Consider the following 25,713-nt stretch of genomic DNA (forward strand, 5'->3'; position numbering starts at 1 on the left):
TCGCACGCGGTATTTCCCATTTCGAGAGGAGTTCGACGAAGATGTACCCCTCGCAGCCGGTCGCACCGGAGGGTTCACGCCACGCAGGCCACCCGCCGATGCACGGTTCCGCGCCCGGTCAGCCACCCCGGACCGGGAATCTCGGCCAGTACTCCAGCGGTCAGAATCCGAGCAAGTACAACGCCCTGGCCTCCTTCGTCACCTATGTGAAGGCGATCGAGAACCTGGACCGGCACCGTTTCCCCGACGAGTACGCCGAGCACTCCGATCGCATCAAGGAACTGCGGCCGTTCCTGAAGGCACACGGCATTCTCGACGTCATGGCGGTCAAGAATCCGGAAGTCGCCGCGCTCCTCGGCGTTTGAGCTCACCCCTCGCGCGGTACCGGGCGCCCACCGTGCCCGGTACTGTCGCATCCTATGAAGGAAGGCCAGCGCGCTCCCCAGTTCGATCTGCCCGACCAGTCCGGGATTTCGCGATCCCTCGACGCCCTGCTCGCGGACGGACCGCTGGTGCTGTTCTTCTTCCCCGCCGCCAACACCCCGGTCTGCACCGCGGAGGCGTGCCATTTCCGTGATCTGACAAGCGAATTCGCCGCCCTCGGCGCGTCCTGCGCTGGCATCAGCACCGATTCGGTCGACACCCAGGCGGGTTTCGATGACAAGCAGCGGCTGGGCTATCCCCTCCTGTCCGACAGCGACGGAGCGGTCGCCGAGCGGTTCGGCGTCAAGCGCGGACTGCTCGGCAAACTCATGCCGGTGAAGCGGCAGACCTTCGTCATCGATACCGACCGCACCGTGCTGAAGGTGATCACCGGCGAACTCCGGGCGAACGTGCACGCCGATACCGCCCTGGCCTTCCTGCGTTCACGAAACAGCTGATCCGAAACGCCGGGCCGAGTCGTTCCCCGGTACCCGGCAATGCACATACGCTGTCGCTATGACTTCGCGGAGCGTGGAGCAAACGGCCGGCCACAAGCCCGCCTCGACCACCTGGCGCAATCGGATCCTGGCACTGCTGGCCGTGGCCGTGGTGCTCGTCGTCGCCTATTTCATCCTCGCCGCGTTCATTCCGCGCTGGTGGGCGCAGCGCGTCGCGAGCATGTCCGGCCACGGCAGTTTCGCCCAGGGCATCTGGTCCGGGCTGGCGCTGGGCTTCCTGTGCACCCTGATCCCGCTGCTTCTGCTGCTGTTCGCGGTGCTGTCGTGGCGACGGCGAGCGGGCCGGTTCCTCGCCGGCGCCGCTGCGGTGCTGGCGCTCGTCGCGGCGCTGCCTAACCTCATGACGCTCACCATCGTGCTGGGCGGCAGCAGCGCCGCGCACGCGGGTGAGCGCGTGCTGGACGTGGACGCGCCCGGCTTCCGCGGCGCGTCGCTGACCGCCGCCATCGTCGCCGGGGTCCTGTTCGCGCTGCTGGTGTTCCTGGTCGTGCGCCGCAAGTACCGCACCCACCGCGCGGCCAAGCGGTCCGGACTCGCCCAGCCGGTCGACACCACGCCGGCACCGCCGCCACCCGGGCCGCCCGGCCCACGGGAAGACCCTCCCCTGCACTGAGCACACGTGATAGGTGTCACGTCATCAACGTGAGCCGTGACCATCGAGCGAAATCATGGCAAACTTGGTGGTCCGCCGGTGACCGATTTGAAGTTTCAATGATCGCTAGCTCAGCTAACGAACGTTTGTCACGCGGCTGCAGTGAGAGGGCGCGATGTGACGAAGTGGCTGAATCCCATCGAACAGCGAGCTTGGCGGACTCTTGTCGCGCTGACGACTCGGCTACCAGCGGCGATGGATACCCAGCTGCAACGTGAGTCGGGCGTAACGCATTTCGAGTACTTCGTGATGGAACTACTGACCGAAGAGCCCGGCCATCGCCTGCAGTTGAGCGAACTTGCCTACAAGGCAAATGCATCGCTATCTCGGCTGTCGCATGTGGTCACCAAATTGGAACGGCTCGGCTGGGCCACACGCGAGTCGATGCGCGGACGACGCGGCGCCCACGCGGTGCTGACCGACGCCGGCTACCGCAAGGTCGAACAGGCCCGCCCCGGCTATCTGTCGGCGGTGCGCGGCCTGGTGTTCGACGGGCTCGACGAAACCCGGACCGAGGAGTTGCTGGAACTGGGCGAGCTGCTGGTGGCACAGCTCGACGCCGGTCTGGCCCGGGGCATCGGACGGTCCGGCCCGAATCCGGCGGACAACGGCGAGGAGTAGGCCGGGTCAGGATCGGTCGGTCAGCAGCACGTCACCGTCCCAGCAGGTGTGCGTGCCCGTGTGGCAGGCCGCGCCCTCCTGGTCGACGAGCAGCAGCACGGTGTCGCCGTCGCAATCCAGACGGACCTCGTGCACGTACTGGGTGTGGCCGGACGTCTCGCCCTTGACCCACAGCTGCTGCCGGGAGCGGGAGAAGTAGGTCGCCTGACGGGTCGCGAGGGTCCGCGCCAGCGCCTCGTCGTCCATCCACGCCATCATCAGCACGTCACCGGTGCCGCGCTCCTGCGCGATCGCCGCGACCAGCCCGGCCTCGTTGCGCTTGAGGCGGGCGGCGATGGCGGGATCCAGACTCATGCAGACCTTTATATCAATGCGCCCGCGCCCGGCGGTCAGCGGACGACGATGCCCTCGCCCCGCATCGCGTCCTTGACCTGCGGGATGGTCAGATCGCCGAAGTGGAAGACGCTGGCGGCGAGCACCGCGTCGGCGCCCGTCCGCACGGCCGGGGCGAAGTGCTCGACCCGGCCCGCGCCGCCGCTGGCGATGATCGGCACCGATACCGCCTTGCGGACCGCCTCGATCATCGGCAGGTCGAAGCCGCCCTTGGTGCCGTCGGCGTCCATCGAGTTGAGCAGGATCTCCCCGACACCCAGTTCGGCGCCGCGCGACGCCCACTCGATCGCGTCGAGGCCGGTGCCGCGCTTGCCGCCGTGCGTGGTCACCTCCCATCCGGACGGTGTCGGCGCGGTGCCGTCGGGCACGCGGCGCGCGTCCACCGACAGCACGATGCACTGCGACCCGAACCGCTGCGACATCTCGCGCAGGATCTCCGGGTTGGCGATGGCCGCGGTGTTGACCGACACCTTGTCCGCACCGGCGCGCAGCAGCCGGTCGACATCCGCGACCGTGCGTACACCACCGCCGACGGTGAGCGGGATGAAGATCTGCTCGGCGGTGCGGGTCACCACGTCGATCATGGTGCCGCGGTCGCCGGAGGAGGCGGTGACGTCCAGGAAGGTCAGTTCGTCGGCGCCCTGCGCGTCGTAGGCCGCGGCCAGTTCCACCGGATCGCCCGCGTCGCGCAGGTTCTCGAAGTTCACGCCCTTCACGACGCGACCGGCGTCGACGTCCAGGCACGGGATCACGCGTACGGCCAGTGTCATTGCGCCCTCTCGGAAGTTCCGGCATCGCCGCCGCGACGCGTGGCGACCGCGCTGTCGATCAGTTCCAGCAGTTCCCCGTGCACGCCGGGCGCCGCCGCGAGCACAGACTTCGAGGTGATGGTCCACGGCTCGCCGCGCAGATCGGTGACCACTCCCCCGGCGGCGCGCACCAGCGCCACGCCCGCCGCGTTGTCCCACGGGTGATGGCCGAACACGACCGCCCCGCCGAGCACGCCGGAGGCGGTGAACGCCAGGTCGATTCCCGTGGAGCCGTGCATGCGCAGCCGCCCGGACAATCGGCTCAACGCGCCGAGCAGGTCGAACCGGAAGCGGCCCGGGATGCGGCCGTGGCTGTCGATGTTGAACGCGCCGAAACCGATCATCGCCTCCGACAGCCGCCCGGACTCCAAGGGCGGCAACGGTTTTCCGTCCAGCAGCACCGGACCGCCGACGGCGGCGGCGTAGCGGCGGCCCAGCAGCGGCAGCCAGGTCAGGCCCAGCACCGGCTCGCCGCCGTCCACCAGGGCCAGCAGCATGCCCGAAAGCGGATGTCCGGCAGAGTAATTGAAGGTGCCGTCGATCGGGTCGAGCACCCAGGCGGTGCCGGAGGTGAGTTCGGGGCCGCCGAATTCCTCGCCGTGCACCGGGATTCCGGTCTGCTCCCGCAGCTGCGCCGACAGCGTACGTTCCAGTTCGAGATCCAGTTCGGTGGCGAAGTCGCCGCGCCCCTTGCTGACCGCGCTCGGTGCGCCGACGCCCTCGACGAAACGCGGGGTGACGGAATCCAGTACGTCGCCGGCGACGGCGAGCAGCCCGGCCCGATCGATACTCATACCCTCAGCGCACCGCGTCCAGCGCCTCGGGCAGGGTGAAACGCCCGGCGTACAAGGCCTTTCCGACGATCGCGCCCTCCACACCCTCGGGGACCAGGGTCGCGATGGCGCGCAGATCGTCGAGGGTGGACACCCCGCCGGAGGCGACCACGGGCGCCTCGGTCGCGTTGGTGACCTCGCCCAGCAGCTCGAGATTGGGGCCGGTGAGGGTGCCGTCCTTGGTGACGTCGGTGACGACGTAGCGGGCGCAGCCGTCGCGCTCGAGCCGCTCCAGCACCTCCCAGAGGTCGCCGCCGTCGCTGACCCAGCCGCGCCCGCGCAGCCGGTACTCGCCGTCGATGAGGCGCACGTCCAGGCCGACCGCGATGCGGTCGCCGTACTCGGCGATGGCGCGGGCGCACCACTGCGGGTCCTCCAGCGCGGCGGTGCCGAGATTGACCCGGGCGCAGCCGGTGGCCAGTGCCGCCTTCAGCGAATCGTCGTCGCGGATGCCGCCGGACAGTTCGACGCGCACGTCCAGCTCGCCGACGACCTCGGCGAGCAGCTCGCGGTTGGAGCCGCGCCCGAAGGCGGCGTCCAGATCGACCAGATGGACCCACTCGGCACCGGCTTGCTGCCAGGCCAGCGCGGCCTCACGCGGCGAACCGTAGCTGGTTTCGCTGCCGGCCTCCCCCTGAACCAGGCGCACGGCCTCACCATTGGCGACATCGACGGCGGGTAGCAAGACAAGACTCACGCTCGCAGCCTACTGGGCTGCGCCCGAGGTCCCGGCGCCGGGATGGCGCGAATAGGACACCGGTCACGGACGGGCGACCGCGGTCGCCAGGTTTGCCGGGCCCGTCGCCGGGCTATACGAAGGTGACCGCGCCGCTCCGGCGCGGACGCCCGTTCCCGTTTCCCGTCGACGAGCAAGGATTCCCGTCATGTTCCGGATCACGCTGCGCCACTTCGCGATTACGCTGCCGCCGGCGGCGGTCGCGGTGTCCGCGCTGGTCGTGACCCCGCCGGCGGCCGCGGCGCCCACCGATCCGGTCCAGCTGGCCGCCTGCGACTTCGGCCGCCAGCTGACCACTTTCGACTTCAACCGCTACGACGAGTACGACCGTCGGGTGCTGGACCGCTCCACGGGGGCGTTCCGCGAGCAGTTCGAAAGTTCCGCCGCCGACCGCCGGGCCCGGGCCACCGGCTCGCACACCATCGCCGAGGCGAAGACGGTCGAATGCCGCACCGAAGCCGCCGACGCCGAACACGCGGAGATTCTGGTGACCGTCGACCAATCCACCCGCAGCGATGTCACGCTGGGCCTGCCGCAGCCGACCCGCTCCAGCATGCGCGTGTTCCTGGACAATGTGGACGGCCGCTGGCTGGCCGGGCGGGTGGATCAGATCCCACCGGCGAACTGAGCGCGCCGGAACTCAGGATCCGGCCGAGCCGCTGTCGGCCCAGCCCGCCGACCAGTATCGCAGCCAGGTCGGCAGATCGAACGCGGTCGCCAGCAGTGCCGGAATGTCGCCCATCACAGCCCCTTTCGCCGTGCCGAAGTTCAGGTCGATACGACGATAAGCCGTGATTGCCCGATATTCGCCCAGCTATGGTCTCCGGCGCGCCGGGGCATGGAACAGGTACCCACGCCACGAACTCCGGCGCGCCGAGGCATGGAACAGGTACCCACGCCACGAACTCCGGCGCGCCGAGGCATGGAACAGGTACCCACGGCACGAACTCCGGCATGCCGGGGGGCATCGGACTTGGTACCCACGCCGCGGTCCCCGGCACGCCGCGGCGTCGAACAGGTACCGAGGCTGCGATCTCCGGCGTGGACAGAAGCGGCCTGACCGGCAGGTACTACAGCGAGCCGATCCAGTTGCGCAGCAGCTGCGCGCCCGCGTCGCCCGACTTCTCGGGGTGGAACTGGGTGGCGCACAGGGGGCCGTTCTCCACGGCGGCGAGGAAGGGGCCGCCGTGCTCGGCCCAGGTGAGTCTGGCCGGCGCGAGCGTGCCGTTGTCGGGCAGTTCCCAGGTGCGCGCGGCGTAGGAGTGCACGAAGTAGAAGCGGGTGTCGGCGTCCATCCCGGCGAACAGCACGGTGTCGGCGGGCGCGCGCACGGTGTTCCAGCCCATGTGCGGCAGCACCTCGGCGGGAAGGCGGTCGACGGTCCCGGGCCATTCCGCGCAGCCCTCGCTCTCGACGCCGAACTCCACGCCGCGCTCGAACAGGATCTGCATGCCCACGCAGATGCCGAGCACCGGACGACCGCCCGCGAGGCGCTTGCCGATGATGCGTTCCCCGCGCACCGCACGCAGGCCCGCCATGCAGGCGGCGAACGCACCGACACCAGGCACCACCAGGCCGTCCGCGGCCAGCGCGATCTCCGGATCGGCGGTCACGGTGACATCGGCGCCGGCCCGGATCAGGGCTCGATTGGCCGAGTGCAGGTTGCCGGAGCCGTAGTCCAGCAGCGCGACCGAAACCGTCACAGCGTCCCCTTCGTCGACGGCACCCCGGTCACCCGGGGATCGATTTCCACGGCGGCGCGCAGTGCCCGCGCCACGGCCTTGAACTCGGCCTCGGTGACATGGTGCTGGTCGCGGCCGTAGAGCACCCGCACGTGCAGGGCGATGCGGGCGTTCAGCGCGATCGACTCGAAGACGTGGCGGTTCAGCACCGTGGAGTACGGGGCGCCGGGCCCATTGGTCGGAATCACCGTGTGCAGCAAATGATCCGGCTCGCCGGTGTGCACACAGTAGGGCCGCCCGGAGACGTCCACCGCGGCGTGGGCGAGGGTCTCGTCCATCGGGATGTAGGCGTCGCCGAACCGGCGGATGCCGCGCTTGTCGCCGAGCGCCTGGCCCAGCGCCTGGCCGAATACGATCGCCGTGTCCTCGACGGTGTGGTGCGCCTCGATCTCGATGTCCCCCTCGGCGCGCACCGACAGATCGAAACCGCCGTGGGCACCGAGCGCGGTGAGCATGTGATCGTAGAACGGCACGCCGGTGGCGATGTCGGTCTGCCCGGTGCCGTCGAGGTTCAGCTCGACGACGATGCTGGACTCCTTGGTGGTGCGCTCCACCCGCGCGGTGCGGTTCATGGTCGTCGTCATTCTCCGATCAGCTCCGTCGCGGCGAGTTTCTCGCTCACCCGCAGGAATTCGTCGTTCTCCGCGGCCAGGCCGACGGTGACCCGCAGGTGCGCCGGGATGCCGACGTCGCGAATCAGTACGCCCTGGTCCAGATACTTCCGCCAAGCGGCCGGGGCGTCGGCGAAGCGGCCGAACAGCAGGAAGTTCGCGTCGCTCGGCGATACCGCGAAGCCGAGTTCGCGCAGCCCCGCCGCGACCCGATCGCGCTGGGCGGCCAGTTCCGCGACGCTCGCGAGGGTTTCGTCGGCGTGCCGCAGCGCCGCCCGTGCGGCGGCCTGGGTGACGACCGACAGGTGGTACGGCAGCCGCACCAGCAGCAGCGCGTCGATCACCGCGGGCGCGGCGGCCAGATAGCCGAGGCGGCCACCGGCGAACGCGAACGCCTTCGACATGGTCCGGCTGACCACGAGTTTCGCCGGGTACCGGTCGATCAGCTCGATGGCGCTGGGGGCTGCGGAGAATTCGGCGTACGCCTCGTCTACCACGACCAGGCCCGGCGCGGCGTCCAGGACGCGCACCAGGTCCGGCTGCGGGATGCTGTGCCCGGTGGGGTTGTTCGGACTGGTCACGAAGACCACGTCGGGGCGGCGCTCGGCGATGGCCGTCAGCGCGTAGTCGATGTCGAGGGAGAAGTCGGCGTCGCGCTCGGCCTCCAGCCATTCGGTGTCGATGCCCTCGGAGATGATCGGATGCATCGAGTACGACGGCACGAAACCGAGCGCGCTGCGGCCGGGCCCGCCGAATGCCTGTAACAGCTGCTGCAGGATCTCGTTGGAGCCGTTGGCCGCCCACACGTTGGTCACGTCCAGCGAGACGCCGGTCTGACGGCTCAGGTACGCGGCCAGGTCGGTGCGCAGCGCGACGGCGTCGCGGTCGGGGTAGCGATGCAGGTCGGTGGCGGCGGTGCGGACCGACTCGGCCACGTCGTCGACCAGGGCGCGGCTCGGCGGGTGCGGGTTCTCGTTGGTGTTGAGCTGCACCGGCACCGTCAGTTGCGGCGCGCCGTAGGGGCTCTTGCCGCGCAGGTTGTCGCGCAGCGGCAGGTCCGCCAGGGTGATCCGCGATCCGGGCGCACCGGCCGCGTCGATTCGTGTCATGGGGGTGGGCAATCCTTCGGTTTCGACCGCATCGATCCAGCTATCAGCCTATCGGTCCACCGGCGGCGGATTCGCGGCGCGGGCAGTGGCGCCGCGCCGGGCAGCCGGGGCCGAGAGCGATGGGGGCCGATCGTGGAGGCGCTGGCCCCGGGCCCGGCATGCTGGAAGGCGGCTGGAGATGATCGCGGTATTCAGTCGAGCTGTTCGAACCTGGCCCGGACCGCCTGGCCGTGGGCGGGCAGGTCCTCGGCGTTCGCCAGGGCCACCACGTGCCCCGACACATCCTTCAACGCCGACTCGCTGTACTCCACGACGTGGATGCCACGCAGGAAGGTCTGCACGCTCAGGCCCGACGAGTGCCGCGCACACCCGGCGGTGGGGAGCACATGGTTCGATCCGGCGCAATAGTCGCCGAGGCTCACCGGGGACCAGGCGCCGACGAATACCGCTCCGGCGCTGCGGACGCGCGCCGCGACGGCGGGCGCGTCGGCGGTCTGGATCTCCAGATGCTCAGCGGCATAGGCGTTCACGACGCGCAGGCCCTGTTCGATGCCGTCGACCAGGACGGTGCCGGATTGCTTGCCGGACAACGCTTCCGCGACGCGCTCGCGGTGCTTGACGACGGCCAGCTGCGCGTTGATCGCGGCGTCGACGGCGTCGGCCAGTTCGGCACTGTCGGTGACCAGGACGCTGGCGGCGAGTACGTCGTGCTCGGCCTGGCTGATCAGGTCGGCGGCGACGTGCACCGGGTCGGCGGTGGCGTCGGCGAGTATCGCGATCTCGGTGGGTCCGGCCTCGGCGTCGATGCCGACCAGGCCGCGGCACAGCCGCTTGGCCGCGGTGACGTAGATATTGCCGGGGCCGGTGATCATGTCGACCGGGGCCAGCGGGGCCTCGTCGGTGTCGGTGCCGCCGTAGGACAGCAGCGCGACCGCCTGTGCGCCGCCGACCGCCCAGACCTCGTCGACGCCGAGCAGTTTCGCGGCGGCCAGGACGGTCGGGTGCGGCAAGCCGTCGAACTGTGCCTGCGGCGGCGAGGCCACCACCAGCGATTCCACCCCGGCGGCCTGTGCGGGAACGACGTTCATCACCACACTGGACGGGTAGACGGCGTTGCCGCCGGGCACGTACAGGCCGACCCGCTCGACGGGCACCCAGCGCTCGGTGACGGTGCCGCCCGGGACGACCTCGGTGGTGGTGTCGGTGCGGCGCTGGTCGGCGTGCACGCGGCGGGTGCGCTCGATGGCGACCTCCAGCGCGGCGCGCACCTGCGGGTCGAGTTGTGCCAGCGCGCGGTCCGATGCGGCGGCCGGGACCCGGATCGCGGCGGGCGTCACGCCGTCGAACTTCGCGCTGAATTCCAGGGCGGCCGCGACGCCGCGGTCGCGGATCGCCTCGACCACCGGACGCACCTGATGCAGCACCGAGTCGACGTCGACTCCCCCGCGCGGCAGCGCGGTGCGCAGCTCGGCAGCGGAGGGAGTGCGACCGCGCAGATCGACGCGGGCGAGCTCGATGCGGGAGGTCATAGCGGTGCGGAGTCCTTGTCTGTGCCGGTGGTCGCGGTCTGTGCCGGTGGTCGCGGTGTGTGCCGGTGACGTCCGGCCGTTTACCAGACTATCGGGTCGTGCCCAGCGGTTTTCCGGCCGCCCGCCGCGGGTGCCGGGGGCATGAATACCATCGGCAGGCTGTTCTGATCGCGTTTCGACCCCAGGAGGACCCATGCCGACCATCGAGATTTCCGGGAAAGCCCGTGACCTGCTGGAACGTCCGCTCTTCGCGAGTCTCGCGACCACCCGGCCGGACGGCGCGCCGCAGGTGAACCCGATGTGGTTCGTGTGGGACGGCGAATTCCTCTGGTTCACCCACACCACTTCCCGTCAGAAGTTCCGGAACGTGGCGCACGAGCCCCGCGTATCGATCTCCATCTACGACCCCGCCGACCCCTATCACTACATCGAGGTCCGCGGCGTGGTCGACCGCATCGACGACGACCCCGACGGCGCTCTGTTCACCCGCCTGTCCGAGCGCTACGGCAACGGTTCGGTGGTGCCCCCGGACGCCAAGGTCCGCGTGGCGATCGCCGTCCGCCCGACCAGCATCGCGGGCAACGCCACCCGCGGCGACTGAACCGCGGCTCCGCTCGCTGGAGACCGCGAGGGCGGGTGGATCTCCGGCGAGCCGACGGGGGTGGAACACCTTCGCTGTCAAGGCGATTCGTGCCGCCTGCCGGAATCGGGCGGCGAGTCCGTTCAGCCGAGGCGTTCGCGGAGGATCGCGACGCCGTCACCCTCCAGATCATCGAGGGCGGCGGGACGGCCGACCATGACCAGCGCCAGGGCCTCCCCCGGCCCGCGCACCTCCGGCCCCTTGCCCCGCGACCATTCCACATCGGTGGCGACATACCGCAGCCCGCGGGTGTAGCGCCGCGGGAACGCGAACGGGTCGGGATGCGACAGCACCGCCACCAGCCGCTCCGCCGGAACCTCACGCGCCCGCCCGAGCGGACGGCGAATGTCCTGTTGATGCACGAACATGTCCGCCAAGGCGATCCCCGGCGCCATGCGCGTAAACCACCCACCCGCACCGTCGAGCCGATCAATCAGCTCCTCGGTAGGCCGCGCCCCGAACTCCCGCACGAGCAGATCGTTCACCCCGTCCACCGACCGCCCTCGCACGGTGAACCCGAGATAGGTCCCCAGCGACACGGTATCGGTCTGCAGATGCGCCACCACATCCCGCACCCGCCACCCCGCACACAGCGACGGGGTCTCCCACTCTTCCTCGGACAACTCCCGCAGCAGCGAAACCAACTCGCCCCGCTCCGCCCTGAGCATCTCCCGTGTATCCACGCTGAAAGCCTAACCGGGACAACATTTTCGCGATACCCGCGCGAGGCGGCCACACCCGCCGGGTGTCCGGTCAGGCGCGGGTGTCGCTGTCGATCAGTAGCTTTCCGTTGCTCGACTTGATCAGACGCAGGGTCACAGAGTTGTTCTGTCCGCTCTTGTAGGTCACGCTGGCGACCCCGATATCGATCGAGCCGTCGGCATTGGCGCTACCACCGCTCTGCACGTCGATCGTGTTGAAGCCGATCACCCGATTCTGCTGCCAGTACGTGCGGAATTCCTGCTGGCTTCCGTAAACCTGCTGCGCGGCAGGGGTCAGCTGGTTCCAGGCACTGCTCGGGTCCGATGTCGTCAGGGTCTCGTAGAAGTCCTGGGTCGCGTCGATGGCCTGGTTCGAGTTCACCGTGCCCGCGCTCTTGGTCTGACCCAGGGCGCCCGTGCTCGGCTCGCTGGTGCGGGCCGGGGCGGAGGTGGAGGCCGAACCTGCCTCGGACGACGGGGGGTTGGTGCCGCCGGGAGAGAACAGGAAGTACATGGCGGCGGCGACTATTGCTACGCCGGCGAGGACTCCGCCCCAGACCAGGGCCTTGCGGCCGCCGGCGGAGGGTGGGGGTTCGGCGGAGCGGACGGGGTGGGAGCGGGTTTCGGGGTGGGAGCCGTTGGGAACCGGGCGCACGCGTGGCAGGTCGGGCTCGGAAATCGTTGCGGCCGTTGCCATCATCTCGGCGGTGGAGATGTCGGCCTGGGCGGAGCGGCGATCCAGGGTACGGGTGGCGCGGCGGGCGGCGGGCCGATGCGTGGCGAGCATGCGGGTGCTCTCCGCGCCGTCGCCGAATTCGGCGAAATCGGCCAGCTGGTCGCGGACGTCGGTCATGCTGGGCCGATCCTCGGGATCGAAGCTCAGCAGCGACAGCAGCAGATCGGTCAGAGGCCCGGCGTTGCGCGGCTCACCGAGTTGGCCGTTGGCGGCGGCGTACAGCAGCGCCAGCGGGTTCGGATTGGTGCCGTAGGGCGGCTCACCCTCGAGCGAGTGGAAAAGCGTTGCGCCGAGGGCGAATACGTCGGCGGCCGGGGTCGGCTCGGCGCCGCGGGCCACCTCGGGCGCCAGGTACGCCGCGGTGCCGGAGATCAGCCCCGTCGCGGTCAGCGTGACGTCGCCCTTGGCCTTGGAGATGCCGAAGTCGGTGATCTTCACCGTGCCGTTCTCGCCGAGCAGCACGTTGCCGGGTTTGACGTCGCGGTGCACGATGCCCGCCCGGTGCGCGGCCACCAGCGCCGACGCCACCTGCTCGCCGATGCGGGCGACCTGCGGCAGCGGCAGCGTGCCCTGCGAGGACAGCACCACCGCCAGGCTCTGCGACGGTAGGTATTCCATGATCAGGCACGGGTCGCCCGCATGGTCGGTGATGTCGAAGACGACGATCGCGTTCGGGTGCTGGAAGCGGGCGGCGTTGCGGGCCTCGCGGGAGGCACGCTGCCGCACTATGTCCTTCTCGCCCGGCGGCAGGCTGGGCTGAGTGAGGATCTGCTTGATCGCAACCGAACGCTCCAGTCGCTCGTCGACGGCACGCCAGACGACGCCCGTGCCGCCGCTACCAATCCGCTCGACCAGGCGGTAATGCCCTGCGATCACTTGGCCGGTTTCGATGGCACTACTCCGAGTTTCTGCGCGATCCGTGACTTACCGAGCGCGGTTGCCCGCGCGTTCCTCGGGCAAGTGTAGCGGGCCGGACGGGCGGGTCTGTCGCCGGAGCGAGATACGTGTGAAATATGTACGAATGGCCCGAGATGCGGATGAGATCACGGCGCGATCCACCTGAGACACAGTGTGTCTCAAATCACTTTCCGGCCACCGTCGCTCTGGCGCCCGCACCTCTCACGGCCGGGTCCGCAGGAACCGACCGGCGGCCTCCACCGCCGGGCCCGAACTGCCGGCGTCACTGACGAATACGGCCAGCGCCAGATCGCCGCGGATGCCGACGAACCAGCCGTGCGCGTGCTTGTCGTCGATGTACTCGGCGGTGCCGGTCTTGCCCAGCAGGTCGGGAATATCGCGCAGCCGGGTGGCGGTGCCGTCGGTCACGGTCTCGCGCATCATCGTCTTGACCTGGTCGGCGACTGTGGCCGGGAGTGGCTGCGGGGTGCGATCGGACGTGCCGGGTTTCCCGGCGACGATGGTCGGGGCGGGCACCGAACCGTGCGCCAGCGACGCGGCCACCAACGCCATCCCGAACGGCGTCGCGGTCACCTTGCCCTGGCCGATGCCCTCTTCGACGCGCAGCGCGGGCGTGTCGGCGGTGGGCACCTTGCCGGTGACGGTGGTCATGCCCGGCGCGGTGAAGTCGATGCCGAGACCCAGCTGCGCGGCGGCCGCGGTCAGCCCGTCGGGCGGCAGGCCCACCGCGAGCCGCCCCATCGTGGTGTTGCAGGAGCGCGCGAAGGCGGTGTGCAGCGGCACGGTACCGAGGTCGAAATTGTTGTCGTTGGGGATCTGACGGCCCTCGATGTTCTCGGTGCCCCGGCAGGCGACCGGGCTGTCGGGGGTCACCTGACCGGCCTGCAGCGCCGCGGACACGGTCACCGTCTTGAAGGTGGAGCCGGGCGGGTACAGGCCGGTCAGCGCGATCGGTCCCTGTGCGTCGGCGGCCTGGTTCTGCGCCATCGCGAGCACGTTTCCGGTGGAGGGCTGCATGACGACCATGGCCGCCGGAGTCGGGATCGGCTCCAGCGCCGCGTCGGCGTCGCGCAGCATGCCGATGTCGAGGGTGCCGGGTATGTCGGCGACCGGCCGCGGGTCCTGGCCGCCGACGCGCTGCGCGCCGCCGGGAGTCTGGGCGCGGACCACCCACCCGGAGGCGGCGTCGGTCTCGGTCTGCCACAGTTCCGACAGCCCGGACAGCGTCGGCGAGGTCAGCGCCTTGTCGGTGGTGAGCAGCCGGGTCTGCGGTGCCAAGGTGACGTTCGGCAGCGCCGCCAGCCGTTGCTGTATCGGGTCCAGGTCGGCTTGGCGCAGCGCGATCGCGGTGACCGGCTTACCTTGTGCCCCAGCCAGTTCCGTGTCGAGCGCGCCCTTGGTGATACTGGCTTCTATCGGATTCAGCAGCGCCGCGAGGGCCTCGGTGTCGGCGCCGGGCGCCACGTTGACGAGGGTGACGACCTGCTGGGTCAGCAGTTCGGCGCCGGTGCGGTCCAGCACGCGGGCGGGCGGGTCCGGCGCGACGGTGCCGTAGCCGAGCGGGCCGCTCTCCAGCCCGGGCGCGACGGTCGCCGGATTCCAGCGGATCTTCCAGTTGTCACCGGACTCGGTGGCGTTGCCGGTGGTCTGGTACGTCCACTGGTTCTTCCCGCCCGGGCCGAGTTTCCAGGTGGCGACGAGGGTGAAAGTGGCGCTGTCGTCGGTCTTGTCGACCATGTCGACCTCGAAGTGCACGTCCTTGCCGAGGCTGTCGTACAGCGGCCCCAGCACGCCGGACGCCGCGGCCGGGTCGCTGGTGACGGCGGCCGCGGCGGGGATGTCGTCGCGGTTCAGCGCGTCGGCGAAGGTGTGCACGGTGGTGTTGAGCCGGTCGGTGGATTTGTTGCCCGAGCAGGCGGCCAGGGCCAGGACCGGGGTGGCGAACAGGGCGAACAGTCTCATACCGGTGCGCACTCGCCCGACCCTACCGGCCGGGAGCTTCGGCCCGCGGGAATGGGCGAGGTCCTGCGCGCCGCGACATTTCAGTGCTGACCGTTCAGTGCTGACTGTTCAGTGATACAGCCACGGCGCGGCGGCGAGCGTGTCGTGGTCGGCCGGGTCGAGTTCGATGTCGAAGACCTCGGCCAGGGTCTTGGGCAGTTCGGACGGATCCAGATCGCGCGAATGTGAGCTGCCGTCGGGGTATTCGGTCAGCCAGGTGGCACCGTCGAGGACGTGGTGCACGTCGGGCCGGAAGCGCTGCACGTACGGGCGGGTGACGAACGGCGATCGCGGCGAGGTGGAGACGAAGTGGTTTCCGACGGCGTAGTCGATGCGGTACTGCGGGCTCATGGTCACGGTGTGGCGCAGCGTCCAGCCGTCACGGGCGAAGTGATACGTCGTCCAGATCTCGCTGCCGAGTTCGCCCTCGGAGCGCTCGAGGCGGAAGCGCCACTCGCCCGCGCGCACCTCCCCCGCGTCCGGGTTCAGCTCCAGTGGGGCCGCGGGGCCGCTGCCGAAACCGATGTCGCACAGCCACACCCGGTCGTCGTCGGACGCGGTGACCCGCAGCATCGCGTGTGAGGCGGGGCGCAGTCCACCCGGCGCGCCCATGACGACGCGGCCGTGCAGGCCGGTGACGCCGAAGCCGAGACGTTCCAGCGCCGCCGCGAACAGGCCCACGTGCTCGTAGCAGTAGCCGCCGCGGCGGCGCCGGACCATCTTGTCCTGCACCGTCGGGAGGTCGAGCGGGACCGAACGCCCGAGGATGATCTCGAGGTTCTCGAACGGAAGGGTGGTGGTGTGGGCATGCTGCAACCGCCGCAGCGTCTCCAGCGTCGGGACGCGATCGCCGCCGAACCCGATGCGCGTGAGGTACGCGTCCAGGTCCAGCGCAGCGCCGTCCCAGTGATATGCCGGATCCGCGGGCTTGCCCATCACGCCTCCTCGTCAGTGGGCGGCAACGCGCCGCCTGCCTCGTCAGTGAACGGCAATGCACCGCCCGCCGCGTCGGCCACCAGCGCACCACCCTCGCGTCGAACAACCACCCCGGCCCCCAACCTGTTCCGCGACCGCGAAACACCTCGCCCCCGGCGTCCGGCCCGCACCGCTCCCCACCACACAGCGAGCGTCCCCGTCCGGCGGCGATGCCGACCAGCCGGGCGGGGAGCGCGGTCGAGCCGCCGTGCGAGTTCGCCGTCATAGGACACGTTCGCCTCCGATGCGGGAGGAGTAGTCAGGCAGCGCACCTCACCGAGCCGAGCCGGAAACATGATCGAGCGGCGCACCTTTCCGGGGTCGAGCGGACAGCGGAGACAGGAAGCGCACCTCACCGAGCCGAGCCGGAAAACGTGATCGAGCGGCGCACCTTTCCGGGTCGAGCGGACAGCGTAGTCAGGCAGCACGTCTCACCGCGCGAGCGAAAGGCGTGGACAGGCGGCGCATTTGCCGGGCGGGGCGGGAGGAGTGGTCAGGCGGCGCACTTCGCGCCCGGTGGGGCGGGTGGGGCGGTGACGATGCCTCGGGCGACGTCGACGACGTAGTCGCGATCGGGGCCGTCGATCGGCTCGGTGTCGGTGAGCAGGCGCTCTACGACGCAGCCGCCTTCGAAGTAGGCCGGGCCTATCGTGTGGTCGCCGGGGACCACGGCGCCTTCGAGGTTGCGGCCGGTGGCGATGGTGTACATGGACAACGGCTTGCCGGCGGCGGCCAGCGCGGCGCGCATCTCCACGCTCGTGGGGAAGGGGACGACGCGGTCGGCGACGCCGTGCACGAGGAAACTGCGGCGCACGTTGATGCCGGACGCGAGCAGCGCGGGCGACCGCTGCGCGTAGGTCTGCGGGCAGACCACCGGTGAGCAGCCGCCGGCGTCCCGCTCGATCTGGCCGCGCAGTTGCGGCTCGGCCAGGTCGGCGCCCAGCCACGCGGTGAAATCGTCTGCGGGACCGAAGTTGTCGACCCAGTAGTCGTACAGTCCGGGTGGCGCGGCGGCCGCGACCAGTCCGCTGGTGATGCCGCCCTGGCTCCAGCCCCACAGCACGGTGCGCGTGACCGCCGGGTGCCCGTCGCGATACCAGCGGGTGGCGGCCAGCACGTCCTCGCGTCCCGCGCGCAGGTTCCACGCACCGGTGACCCACTCGCTGTCGGCGGCGCGCATGTCCATGACCAGCAGCGGCGTAACGGTCCGGCGCGCGATGGCGGTGAGGTAGCCGCCGAGGTCGGCGGAACTGCTGTTGTGACCGTGCACCCCGACGATCAGTGCCCGCGGCTCCAGATCGCCCGGCGCGCACCGGAAGGGGTCGTAGACGAGCCCCGTCGCGGCCTCCCCCTCGACGGTCAACGTCACCGGCCGCACCTCGACCCGCACCGGGCATTCCGGCTCGGCCGCGGCCGGATCTGCCGTGAAGATTGTCGACGCACACAGACCGAGTAGTCCGAGACCCAGCCCCCACCAGCGGTTTCGACGCCTCATCGCCGCATCATCGCACGACGAAACCGGTGAACGGCACAGGTTCGGTCGTACCGTGCCCGGTTCGGTACGCCAGGGCCGAGTCGGATGTCGGTGGGGCGGGATAGGATTCGTTCATGCGTTCGATCGGCGTGGCGGAGCGGCGGGCTCGCCTGGGTGTGCGGCACCGGTTGGCTCCGGCGGTGCGGGGCGAGGAGGTAGCGGGCATCGTCGAGTCGATGGTGGCATTGCATGCCACCGATCCGGCCACGGTATTCCTGTCCGTCGCGGCGCGCAGCCGCGGGCTGGAGCCGGCGCACGTGGAGAAGGCGCTGTACGAGGACCGCACCTTGCTGCGGCTGCTGGCGATGCGGCGCACCATGTTCGTGGCACCGGTGGATCTGCTGCCCGCACTGCAGTCGGCGGTCGCGGACGCGCTGGCCGCCAAGCAGCGCCGGACCTACGGCCGCTATCTGCAGGAAGTCGTGGACGGCGATGTCGCGGCGTGGCTGGCGGAGGTGGAACAGGAGACCCACCGCGAACTGCTGGCGCGCGGCAGCGCGACCGGCGCGCAGCTCGGCGCCGCGGTGCCGCGCCTGCGCACGCAGGTCGACACCGCCCCGGGCAAGCCGTATTCCAAGCCCACCAACATCACCACGTGGGTACTGGTCACGCTCGGTTGCGCCGGGCAGATCGTGCGGGGGCGGCCGGGCGGCAGCTGGGCCAGCAGCCAGTACAGCTGGGCGCCGATCGAGAACTGGCTGCCCGGCGGGATTCCCACGCTGCCGATCGAGCAGGCCCGCGACGAGCTGGTGCGCCGCTGGCTGCGCACCTTCGGCCCGGCCCCGGTCACCGACCTCAAATGGTGGACCGGCTGGACCGTCGCCGAGGTGCGGAAAACCTTGGCCCGGTTGGATATCGAGGAGGTGGACCTCGACGGCGTCACCGGTGTCGCGCTCGCCGGAGACCTCGAGCCGGTGCCCGCCCCGGAGCCGTGGGCGGCGCTGCTCCCGGCGCTGGACCCCACGCCGATGGGCTGGCAGTCGCGGGATTGGTTCCTCGGCCCGCACCGCCCGGCGCTGTTCGACGGCAACGGCAATGTGGGGCCCACCGTGTGGTGGGACGGCCGCATCGTCGGCGGCTGGGCCCAGCGCCCCGACGGCGAGATCGTCTGGAAGCTGCTGGAAGACGTCGGCTCGCAGGCGCGCGAGCTGATCGCCGCGGAGGCCGAGCGGATGCGTGCGTGGTTCGGCGACGTCCGCGCGGTTCCGCGATTCCGCACCCCGCTGGAGCGCGAACTCAGTGCCTGAGCGCACCGTGGCACTCCTCGGGTAGCGCCGGGCACCCGGATTTCCCCACAAGATCGGGGGCTTTCGCACGAGCCGATCTCTGTTAACGTCGGCCTGTTGTAGTTCGGGTCCGACAGGACGGGGCCAGGGGGTTCACCGATGCCACTTGCCGACGACCGACACCAATTGTCGGATACGTTGCGCGACAGCGTATTTCGTGATGCCGCCGTGGGCGTGTGCGCACTGGTGAGCGTCGGCGGCGCGGCCGATCCGGCCGAGCGGGTCCGCGTCGCGGACCGCATCGGCGCCAGCGGGGTGATGTACCACTTCCCCGCGCACGAGTTGCGAAATCTGTTCGAGGACAACTGGCATCGGCTCACCCTCGACCCCGCCTTCGGCCGCGCCTACGTGCTCCAGCAGGTGGCGCGAGCCACCGAGCGACCCGCGCAGGCCCGCGCCGCCGTCCGGGTCGGTCTCGAAATCGCCGCGACCGACGGCGGATTCGACCTCCGCGAGGCCGCGGCCCTGCGCGAATGCTGCCGGGTACTGCGCTTGGCGCCCGCCGAATTCGGGCTCTAGGCGCGACCTACATGTCCAGGCCGAGATCCAGGACCCGGACCGAGTGGGTGAGCGCGCCGACCGCCAGGTAGTCGACACCGGTGCGGGCGTAGTCGGCCGCGGCCGCCAAGGTCAGCCCGCCCGAGGATTCGAGCTCGGTCCGCGGCGAGCGGGCGTCGCGGCGCTGCACCGCGGCCTGGGTGGCCCACAGCGGGAAGTTGTCCAGCAGCACCAGTGCCACGTCCTCGGCCAGCACGGCGTCCAGCTGGTCGAGACTGTCGACTTCGACCTCGCAGGCGATATCGGGCGCCAGTTCGCGCACCGCACGCAGCGCCGCGACCACCGAACCGGCCGCGACGACGTGGTTGTCCTTGATGAGCGCCGCGTCACCCAGCCCCATGCGGTGGTTGACCCCGCCGCCGACCCGCACCGCGTACTTCTGCAGCGCCCGCAGCCCGGGCAGGGTCTTGCGGCTGTCGCGGATGCGGCAGCGGGTACCGGCCACCGCGTCGACCCACGCCGACGTCGCCGTCGCGATACCCGACAGATGGCACACCAGATTCAGCATGGTGCGCTCGGCGGTCAGCAGCCCGCGCGTCGGCGCGACCAGACGCAGCACCGCGTCACCGGCGGCCACCCTGGTCCCGTCGGCGACGCGCTCGGTCACCTCGTAGTCGCCCGCGCCGATCACCTCGTCCAGGACCAGCAGGCCCACGTCGAGTCCGGCCACGGTCCCCGGCTGCCGCGAGACCATCGCCGCCTTCACCACGGCCTCGGCGGGAACCGTTGCGGCGGTGGTGATGTCGGGCCCGTAGCGCAGGTCCTCGTCCAGCGCGGTACGGATCAGCCGCACGACCTCCGCGCGGTCCAGTCCGGCGTCCAATGCCATGGTGCACTCCTGTTCCGGGTCCGGCTCTCGGACGGACGGGCCGTCCGCGAGCCGAGTCGACAATGTTCCAAGCCTTCGCATCCCGCACGCACCGTCCCGGCAAGTGCCCGGGACGCCCGGCACTCGAGACGGGCAGGGTGCGGGATGTGGTCCGGGCCTCCGGTCGCCACGAGTTTCGAACCGCTCAGCGGTAACGCCGTTCTCATGACGCCGGGGCGACGGCGAACGACGCCGGTGCGTCGGGCGCCTCGGTGACCAGCTGGGGGCGGCCGTCGGTACCCAGCCGGACGGGGAGGCTGCGGCGCAGCTCGTCCCTGGTTTCAGGATGGTCGGAACGGGTGTGGCAGCCGCGACTCTCGGTGCGGGCGGTCGCGGCGACCAGGAAGGCGCGAGCGGTCAGCGTGAGCGCCGCGTCCTCCAGCACCGCGACGCACGGCGCGGTGACCTCCCCGGCGGACTCCTCCGCGCTGCCCTCGCACGACTCCGCGGCGGACCCCGGCCGTTCCGCCGCACGCCCGATCGGATCCGACAGCAGTTGCAGCAGCCGCAGCACCGCCGACCGCAACCCCTCGCCGTCGCGGACCACCGCCGCGTGCTCGGACATGACCTCCTGCAACGCGCCGCGGTCCGCACGCGGGAACGTCACGGCGCCCAGCTCGGACACCCGCGCACGCTCCCCGAGGCGTTCGGCGGCCGCCGCCCCGGCCCGCTCACCGACCACCAGACCCTCGAGCAGGCTGTTGGACGCGAGCCGGTTGCCGCCGTGCAGGCCCGTGCGGGCCACCTCACCCGCCGCGTACAAACCCGGCACGGCGGTGCGGCCGTAGGTGTCGGTGACCACGCCGCCACACTGGTAGTGCGCGGCCGGAGCCACCGGAATGAGATCCGCGCGTGGATCCAGCCCGGCGGCCACGCAGGACGCGGTGATGGTGGGGAATCGCCGCGCGAAGCCGTCGATGGCCCGCGCGTCGAGATACACGTGATCGGTGCCGAGCGCGCGCATCCGGGCGGCGATCGCACGCGACACCACATCGCGGGGCGCCAGATCACCGCGCGGATGCACCCCGGCGGTCACCGACCGGCCCTCCGAATCGACGAGAACCGCGCCCTCGCCCCGCACGGCCTCGCTGACCAGCGGCCGCCTGCCGAGACCGCCGGGCGTGAACAGCACCGTCGGATGGAACTGCACGAATTCCAGATCGGCCACCAGCGCCCCGGCCCGCAACGCCAGCGCGATGCCGTCCGCGGTCGCGCCCGGCGGGTTGGTGCTGCAGGCGTACAGCTGCCCCAGCCCGCCGGTCGCCAGCAGCACGGCCGGAGCGTGCACGACTCCGAAACCCTTGTCCGACACCGCGATCACACCCCGGACCCCGCCGGGCCCGGTGACGACGTCGACCGCCGCGGCGCCGAACAGCACCGGCAGCCCGGCGGCGTTCAGCGCGCGCTGCACCTCCGCGCCGGTCGCGTCGCCGCCGGCGTGGATGATGCGGCGCGTGCTGTGCCCGCCCTCGCGGGTGCGCGAGACCTGGCCGTCGCGGCCCAGATCGAACACCGCACCCAGATCGGTCAGCGCCGCCACCGCATCGCGGCCGCCCTCGACGATCGAGCGCACCGCGACCGGATCGCACAGTCCCGCCCCGGCCGCCAGCGTGTCCCGCACGTGCGCGTCCACCGAATCGCCGTCCGGCGCGACGACGGCGATACCGCCCTGGGCGTACTGCGTGGAGGTGTCGGTCGGGCCACCCTTGCTCACGGTGAGCACCCGCAGCCCGCGCAGCGAGGCGGTCCGCGCGGCCGTGAGACCGGCGACCCCGCCGCCGATCACCACGAGATCGGCGTCGGCTTCCCACGCCACCGTCGGGGTGCTGGAGACCGCCGCGCTCGGTTCGGTCATTCGCCCCCGCCCGGATTACCGATGGCGATCATGCGCTGCACCGAATTGCGGGCCAGCGCGGCGGTTTCCGCGTCGACGTGCACCTCGTCGAGGTTGTCGGTCAGGCAGCGCAGCAGCGCCGCGGGCGTGATCATCTTCATGTACTTGCAGGACGCGCGATCGTTGACGGCCTGGAAGTCGATGCCCGGCGCGGCCCGCCGCAGCTGATGCAGCATGCCGATCTCGGTGGCGACCAGGACCTGGTTCGACTTCGCGGCCTTGGCCGCGTCGATCATGCCGCCGGTGGACAGGATGTGCACCCGGTCCGCGGGGAACGCGCCCTCCCCGGCGAGGTACAGCGCCGAAGTGGCGCAACCGCATTCGGGGTGCACGAACAGTTCGGCGTCGGGATGGGTGCGGGCCTGCTCGGTCAGTTCGTCGCCGTTGATGCCGGCGTGCACGTGGCATTCGCCGGCCCAGATGTGCATGTTCTCGCGCCCGGTCACGCGCTTGACGTGCGCGCCGAGGAACTGGTCGGGCAGGAACAGCACCTCGCGATCCGGGTCGATGGCGGCCACCACGTCCACGGCGTTGGACGAGGTGCAGCACACGTCGGTCAGCGCCTTCACCGCGGCGGTGGTGTTCACGTACGAAACCACCACGGCGCCCGGGTGTTCGGCCTTCCACGCGCGCAGCTCGTCGGCGGTGATGGAATCCGCCAGCGAACAGCCCGCCCGCTGGTCGGGGATCAGCACCGTCTTGCCGGGGCTGAGGATCTTGGCCGTCTCCGCCATGAAATGCACGCCGCAGAACACGATGGTGTCCTCCGGGGCCTCCGCCGCGATGCGCGACAGCGCCAGCGAGTCCCCGACGTGGTGGGCCACGTCCTGGATCTCGGGCAGCTGATAGTTGTGCGCCAGGATGGTCGCGTTGCGCTCGCGCGCCAGGCGCTGGATCTCCTGCGCCCACTCCGGGGTGGCCGCTACGCCCGTGTACCCCGTCGGACCGTCCGTGACGTGCCCGGCAAACGTCATGGTCGCCATGGCATGACTCCTTCCTCATGCGCTCGGCGACTTCGCCGATTCGCATCAACCCGGTTTTCGACTTAGAATCGAAAACGTGGCCCATAGTAGCACCATTCACGAATCGCTCACCGCGGTGTTCCAGGTTCGCCGCTTTCCGGACACCATGTCCGCAGGTCAGGCCGTTAGTCACCCGGTTGATCCGCAACTGCCGCGGTGCGCACCGGGCTGGCACACCGAACTCGCGGTGCTGCTGTGGGAGCGCGCGATGGAGCCACAGACCGGCACCTGGTCCCTCCCGGGCGGACGCCTGCGCGACGACGAGGACCTCGACATCTCGGCGCGCCGGCAACTCGCGGAGAAGGTGGACGTGCGCGAGCTGTGGCACATCGAGCAGCTGTCGGTGTTCAGCGATCCGCACCGGGTGCCGGGCCCGCGCCGCATCGCCTCGGCGTATCTCGGACTGGTGCCGCTGACCGCCGATCCGCACCTGCCGCCGGACACTCGCTGGCATCCGCTCTCGGCGCTGCCGGACATGTCCTTCGATCACGGCACCGTCGTCGACCATGCCCGGGCGCGACTGGCGGCGAAGCTGTCCTACACGAATATCGCCTTCGCCCTGGCGCCTTCGCGTTTCACCATGTCGACACTGCGCGAAATCTACTGCGCCGCGCTGGGGTACGAGGTGGATACCACCAACCTGCAGCGAGTCCTGAGCCGCCGCAAGGTGATCACGCCCACCGGCGACACCGCGTCACCCGGCAAGGCCGGCGGCCGGCCGGCGGCCGTGTATCGTTTCACCGACGACGAGCTCCGGGTTACCGACGAGTTCGCAGCGCTGCGTCCCCGTGGCTGAACAGCGCCGAGTTCGATCCTGAAAACGGTTTCAGCTATCTTCAGGATGCATTCAGTAGGATGCTGAGAAAGTGCTGGCCTATCGAGAAAACAACTCCCACAGGAGATTCGCCCGTTGCTGCCGTTTCACTCACCCCCGAGAAGATCCCCGTTCCTGCGCAAGATCGCCATCGCGTCGACGCTGGCGATAGCCGCGACCGGACTCACCGCCGGAACCGTCGGCGCCACACCGCAAGCCGATAGCGCTGGAGCCGTCGGTTTCACCGCTACCACCTCCGAAGACCGGGCGATCGTCGAGATCGACTCCGGCGCCATGGAAGTCGAAAACGGTGTGTTCGAGATCGAGGCCGCCGACGGCACCGTGCTGGCGGGCACCCCGCTGGAGTTCCGGGTCGACGATTTCGTCTTCCCCATCGCCGCCGACATCCAGGGCCGGAAGGCCACGCTCACACCGCAATTCGACCTCGAGCACGCCAGCTACCGGCCGGTGGCGCTGCCGTTCGAGGAGCATGCCCAGTGGGCTACACCCTACGATCGTGAAGTCGCCGCCTTCACCCGTCTGAAGGACACCATCGCCACCGGCGCCGCGATCGGCCTCGTGGTCGGCGGTATCGGCGGCGGTCTCGTCGGTTGTGTGCTGGGCGGGATCGCCGGCGCCACCGTCGCCGGCGCCACCATCGTCGGCTTGTTCGGCCCGTTCATTCCCGCCGCGGCGGTGGGCTGTGTGGGCGGCATCATCGCCATCGGCGCCCTCGGCACCTTCGCAGGTCAGCTGCTCGTGACGGCGCCGATCGCCATCGCGGCCATCGCGCAGTACTTCACGACGATCAATCAGCCGTTCGTGCCGCGTCCGCCGCAGCAGCAGGCCAGGTAACCTGCCCGGCAAGGCGTTCGATTGTCGGTCGAAATCCGCCCGCTCGATACTGCGGGCGGATTCGGCGTATATGGGGCCGCTTCCACGGACGGCTGCCCGGCCCGCGGATACCGTGAGTCGTCTCGGCGGCTCAGTACGCGCGATGCCGGTGCTTGGGCGTGCGCTCGTACCGGCGCTTGCTCGGGACCGGTTGCGCGGCATTGGATCTGCGCAACTCGTGGCGCCGACGCCAAGCGGCGAGATCGGCTCGTTCGGCCGTCTTCTCGCCCCGGGCATCCGCCGATCGGGATGTGTTGTCCATCGCCGCCCTCCTTCCGCTTCGATCGCCCCACGGTAACGGCGCGGGCAGCGGGCCGGCCAGCGAATTTCCGCCTCCGCCCGGCGAACTCAGGTGGTCATCTTCACCCGTGGTTTCGGGGCCGGTCCGGTGACCCGGCCGGTGACCCGGCTCGAGGTCCAGAACACAGCCTCCACCACCCAGAACAGCAGCAGCCACAGCTGGACGATCACCACCGGGACAACCAGGAAGATCACCGAGGGGATGGCGACGAGCAGGAACTTCGCGATATCGCCGACGGTGGCCCCGCGCAGTCCGGAGCCCAGTCGCACCGCGGCCCACATCATCCACCGCTGCGGCACCGAGACGCCCTGTTCATGCAGCGCGCGGCGGAACAGCCCGTCGGCGTCGGCACGGCTCACCTCGGCGGCGCGGGACAGGTAGTCGTGCAGGATGGCGGCCTTGGTGAAGGCGCCGTAGCGTGGGATCAACCAGACCAGCGCGCGGGGCACCGAGGCGAAGTCGGTCCGGAACCCGGCCGGAACCACGAAAGTCTCACGGTCGCCGCGATATTCGATGGGCTCGCGCACACACCAGGACTCCGCGTCGAGTTCCTCGACCACGAGTGCGCCACCGGTGAATCCCAACCCGCCGCCTC

Annotated in this window: 28 protein-coding genes; 10 read left to right on the forward strand and 18 right to left on the reverse strand. The window is 70.5% G+C overall.

Features of this window, described 5'->3' with window-relative positions; all coding sequences use genetic code 11:
• Nucleotides 1–41 precede the first annotated feature (41 nt).
• From NWFMUON74_RS23180 to NWFMUON74_RS23195, 4 genes are all read left to right on the forward strand, one after another.
• A complete protein-coding gene (locus tag NWFMUON74_RS23180) occupies nt 42–365 on the forward strand; it encodes a hypothetical protein (RefSeq protein ID WP_187683914.1) in 324 nt (107 codons plus the stop codon).
• Nucleotides 366–419: 54 nt separating this feature from the next.
• Nucleotides 420–881 carry a peroxiredoxin gene (locus NWFMUON74_RS23185; protein ID WP_187683915.1) on the forward strand — a complete coding sequence of 154 codons (462 nt, stop codon included), beginning with the start codon at nt 420–422 and terminating at the stop codon, nt 879–881.
• 58 nt (nt 882–939) lie between these two features.
• Nucleotides 940–1,554, forward strand: coding sequence for a permease (locus NWFMUON74_RS23190; RefSeq protein WP_232110539.1), 615 nt, complete (start codon nt 940–942; stop codon nt 1,552–1,554).
• Between the two features lie 156 nt (nt 1,555–1,710).
• Complete coding sequence (locus NWFMUON74_RS23195) at nt 1,711–2,214, forward strand: MarR family winged helix-turn-helix transcriptional regulator (protein WP_232110540.1); 504 nt, start codon at nt 1,711–1,713, stop codon at nt 2,212–2,214.
• A 6-nt stretch (nt 2,215–2,220) separates the two neighbouring features.
• Here NWFMUON74_RS23195 and hisI read toward each other — a convergent pair whose 3' ends face one another.
• The 4 genes from hisI to priA are packed head-to-tail and all read right to left on the reverse strand — an operon-like array spanning nt 2,221 to nt 4,946.
• Complete coding sequence (hisI, locus tag NWFMUON74_RS23200; protein WP_187683916.1) at nt 2,221–2,568, reverse strand: phosphoribosyl-AMP cyclohydrolase; 348 nt, start codon at nt 2,566–2,568, stop codon at nt 2,221–2,223.
• A gap of 35 nt (nt 2,569–2,603) precedes the next feature.
• A complete protein-coding gene (hisF, locus tag NWFMUON74_RS23205; RefSeq protein ID WP_187683917.1) occupies nt 2,604–3,377 on the reverse strand; it encodes an imidazole glycerol phosphate synthase subunit HisF in 774 nt (257 codons plus the stop codon).
• Nucleotides 3,374–4,210 carry an inositol monophosphatase family protein gene (locus NWFMUON74_RS23210; protein ID WP_187683918.1) on the reverse strand — a complete coding sequence of 279 codons (837 nt, stop codon included), beginning with the start codon at nt 4,208–4,210 and terminating at the stop codon, nt 3,374–3,376. The genes hisF and NWFMUON74_RS23210 overlap by 4 nt, the downstream gene beginning before the upstream one ends.
• Before the next feature lie 4 nt (nt 4,211–4,214).
• The gene (gene priA, locus NWFMUON74_RS23215) at nt 4,215–4,946 is read right to left on the reverse strand and encodes a bifunctional 1-(5-phosphoribosyl)-5-((5-phosphoribosylamino)methylideneamino)imidazole-4-carboxamide isomerase/phosphoribosylanthranilate isomerase PriA (protein ID WP_187683919.1); all 732 of its coding nucleotides are present in this window, start codon (nt 4,944–4,946) and stop codon (nt 4,215–4,217) included.
• A 187-nt stretch (nt 4,947–5,133) separates the two neighbouring features.
• Between priA and NWFMUON74_RS23220 the strand changes: the two genes are divergently transcribed.
• Entirely contained in the window at nt 5,134–5,613 is a 480-nt protein-coding gene (locus tag NWFMUON74_RS23220) for a hypothetical protein (RefSeq protein ID WP_187683920.1), read from the forward strand.
• A gap of 442 nt (nt 5,614–6,055) precedes the next feature.
• Here NWFMUON74_RS23220 and hisH read toward each other — a convergent pair whose 3' ends face one another.
• The 4 genes from hisH to hisD all read right to left on the reverse strand — a co-directional run bounded on the left by hisH (nt 6,056) and on the right by hisD (nt 9,976).
• Nucleotides 6,056–6,688: an imidazole glycerol phosphate synthase subunit HisH gene (gene hisH / locus NWFMUON74_RS23225; protein ID WP_187683921.1), complete on the reverse strand. Its 633-nt coding sequence runs from the start codon at nt 6,686–6,688 to the stop codon at nt 6,056–6,058.
• Entirely contained in the window at nt 6,685–7,311 is a 627-nt protein-coding gene (hisB, locus tag NWFMUON74_RS23230) for an imidazoleglycerol-phosphate dehydratase HisB (protein WP_187683922.1), read from the reverse strand. Before hisB ends, hisH begins: the two co-directional genes overlap by 4 nt.
• The gene (locus NWFMUON74_RS23235; RefSeq protein ID WP_187683923.1) at nt 7,308–8,447 is read right to left on the reverse strand and encodes a histidinol-phosphate transaminase; all 1,140 of its coding nucleotides are present in this window, start codon (nt 8,445–8,447) and stop codon (nt 7,308–7,310) included. Before NWFMUON74_RS23235 ends, hisB begins: the two co-directional genes overlap by 4 nt.
• A gap of 191 nt (nt 8,448–8,638) precedes the next feature.
• Nucleotides 8,639–9,976, reverse strand: a complete 1,338-nt coding sequence (gene hisD / locus NWFMUON74_RS23240; RefSeq protein ID WP_187683924.1) for a histidinol dehydrogenase — start codon at nt 9,974–9,976, stop codon at nt 8,639–8,641.
• Nucleotides 9,977–10,169: 193 nt separating this feature from the next.
• Between hisD and NWFMUON74_RS23245 the strand changes: the two genes are divergently transcribed.
• Nucleotides 10,170–10,577 (forward strand): PPOX class F420-dependent oxidoreductase, encoded by a 408-nt coding sequence (locus NWFMUON74_RS23245; protein ID WP_187683925.1) that lies wholly within the window; start codon nt 10,170–10,172, stop codon nt 10,575–10,577.
• Nucleotides 10,578–10,699: 122 nt separating this feature from the next.
• Here NWFMUON74_RS23245 and NWFMUON74_RS23250 read toward each other — a convergent pair whose 3' ends face one another.
• The 5 genes from NWFMUON74_RS23250 to NWFMUON74_RS23270 all read right to left on the reverse strand — a co-directional run bounded on the left by NWFMUON74_RS23250 (nt 10,700) and on the right by NWFMUON74_RS23270 (nt 17,442).
• Nucleotides 10,700–11,299, reverse strand: coding sequence for a maleylpyruvate isomerase family mycothiol-dependent enzyme (locus tag NWFMUON74_RS23250; RefSeq protein ID WP_232110541.1), 600 nt, complete (start codon nt 11,297–11,299; stop codon nt 10,700–10,702).
• Nucleotides 11,300–11,369: 70 nt separating this feature from the next.
• On the reverse strand, nt 11,370–12,929 hold the full coding sequence (locus NWFMUON74_RS23255; protein WP_187683926.1) for a serine/threonine-protein kinase: 1,560 nt from the start codon (nt 12,927–12,929) through the stop codon (nt 11,370–11,372).
• Nucleotides 12,930–13,172: 243 nt separating this feature from the next.
• Nucleotides 13,173–14,933, reverse strand: coding sequence for a penicillin-binding transpeptidase domain-containing protein (locus NWFMUON74_RS23260; protein ID WP_187689368.1), 1,761 nt, complete (start codon nt 14,931–14,933; stop codon nt 13,173–13,175).
• Nucleotides 14,934–15,041: 108 nt separating this feature from the next.
• Nucleotides 15,042–15,908 (reverse strand): arylamine N-acetyltransferase family protein, encoded by an 867-nt coding sequence (locus NWFMUON74_RS23265; RefSeq protein WP_187683927.1) that lies wholly within the window; start codon nt 15,906–15,908, stop codon nt 15,042–15,044.
• Nucleotides 15,909–16,440: 532 nt separating this feature from the next.
• Nucleotides 16,441–17,442 (reverse strand): alpha/beta hydrolase family protein, encoded by a 1,002-nt coding sequence (locus NWFMUON74_RS23270; protein WP_187683928.1) that lies wholly within the window; start codon nt 17,440–17,442, stop codon nt 16,441–16,443.
• Between the two features lie 113 nt (nt 17,443–17,555).
• On the opposite strand from NWFMUON74_RS23270, the gene NWFMUON74_RS23275 reads away from it, so the two are divergent.
• Both NWFMUON74_RS23275 and NWFMUON74_RS23280 read left to right on the forward strand, forming a co-directional pair.
• Nucleotides 17,556–18,728 carry a winged helix DNA-binding domain-containing protein gene (locus NWFMUON74_RS23275; RefSeq protein ID WP_187683929.1) on the forward strand — a complete coding sequence of 391 codons (1,173 nt, stop codon included), beginning with the start codon at nt 17,556–17,558 and terminating at the stop codon, nt 18,726–18,728.
• Nucleotides 18,729–18,866: 138 nt separating this feature from the next.
• Nucleotides 18,867–19,286, forward strand: a complete 420-nt coding sequence (locus tag NWFMUON74_RS23280; RefSeq protein ID WP_187683930.1) for a tellurite resistance TerB family protein — start codon at nt 18,867–18,869, stop codon at nt 19,284–19,286.
• Nucleotides 19,287–19,293: 7 nt separating this feature from the next.
• On the opposite strand, the gene nadC is transcribed toward NWFMUON74_RS23280, so the two are convergent.
• The 3 genes from nadC to nadA all read right to left on the reverse strand — a co-directional run bounded on the left by nadC (nt 19,294) and on the right by nadA (nt 23,070).
• Nucleotides 19,294–20,154 carry a carboxylating nicotinate-nucleotide diphosphorylase gene (nadC, locus tag NWFMUON74_RS23285; RefSeq protein ID WP_187683931.1) on the reverse strand — a complete coding sequence of 287 codons (861 nt, stop codon included), beginning with the start codon at nt 20,152–20,154 and terminating at the stop codon, nt 19,294–19,296.
• Between the two features lie 202 nt (nt 20,155–20,356).
• Complete coding sequence (locus NWFMUON74_RS23290) at nt 20,357–22,048, reverse strand: L-aspartate oxidase (protein WP_187683932.1); 1,692 nt, start codon at nt 22,046–22,048, stop codon at nt 20,357–20,359.
• Nucleotides 22,045–23,070, reverse strand: coding sequence for a quinolinate synthase NadA (gene nadA, locus NWFMUON74_RS23295; protein ID WP_187683933.1), 1,026 nt, complete (start codon nt 23,068–23,070; stop codon nt 22,045–22,047). Before nadA ends, NWFMUON74_RS23290 begins: the two co-directional genes overlap by 4 nt.
• Nucleotides 23,071–23,146: 76 nt before the next feature.
• Here nadA and NWFMUON74_RS23300 point away from each other — a divergent pair, with 76 nt between their 5' ends.
• Nucleotides 23,147–23,905, forward strand: a complete 759-nt coding sequence (locus NWFMUON74_RS23300) for an NUDIX hydrolase (protein ID WP_232110542.1) — start codon at nt 23,147–23,149, stop codon at nt 23,903–23,905.
• Nucleotides 23,906–24,019: 114 nt separating this feature from the next.
• Nucleotides 24,020–24,778 (forward strand): DUF8020 domain-containing protein, encoded by a 759-nt coding sequence (locus NWFMUON74_RS23305; RefSeq protein ID WP_232110543.1) that lies wholly within the window; start codon nt 24,020–24,022, stop codon nt 24,776–24,778.
• Between the two features lie 130 nt (nt 24,779–24,908).
• Here the strand turns inward: NWFMUON74_RS23305 and NWFMUON74_RS23310 are convergent, their stop codons facing one another.
• Entirely contained in the window at nt 24,909–25,079 is a 171-nt protein-coding gene (locus NWFMUON74_RS23310; RefSeq protein ID WP_187683934.1) for a hypothetical protein, read from the reverse strand.
• A gap of 86 nt (nt 25,080–25,165) precedes the next feature.
• Nucleotides 25,166–25,702 carry a DUF1353 domain-containing protein gene (locus tag NWFMUON74_RS23315; protein WP_187683935.1) on the reverse strand — a complete coding sequence of 179 codons (537 nt, stop codon included), beginning with the start codon at nt 25,700–25,702 and terminating at the stop codon, nt 25,166–25,168.
• Nucleotides 25,703–25,713 lie beyond the last annotated feature (11 nt).

The sequence above is a fragment of the Nocardia wallacei genome (assembly GCF_014466955.1).
Lineage (GTDB): Bacteria > Actinomycetota > Actinomycetes > Mycobacteriales > Mycobacteriaceae > Nocardia > Nocardia wallacei.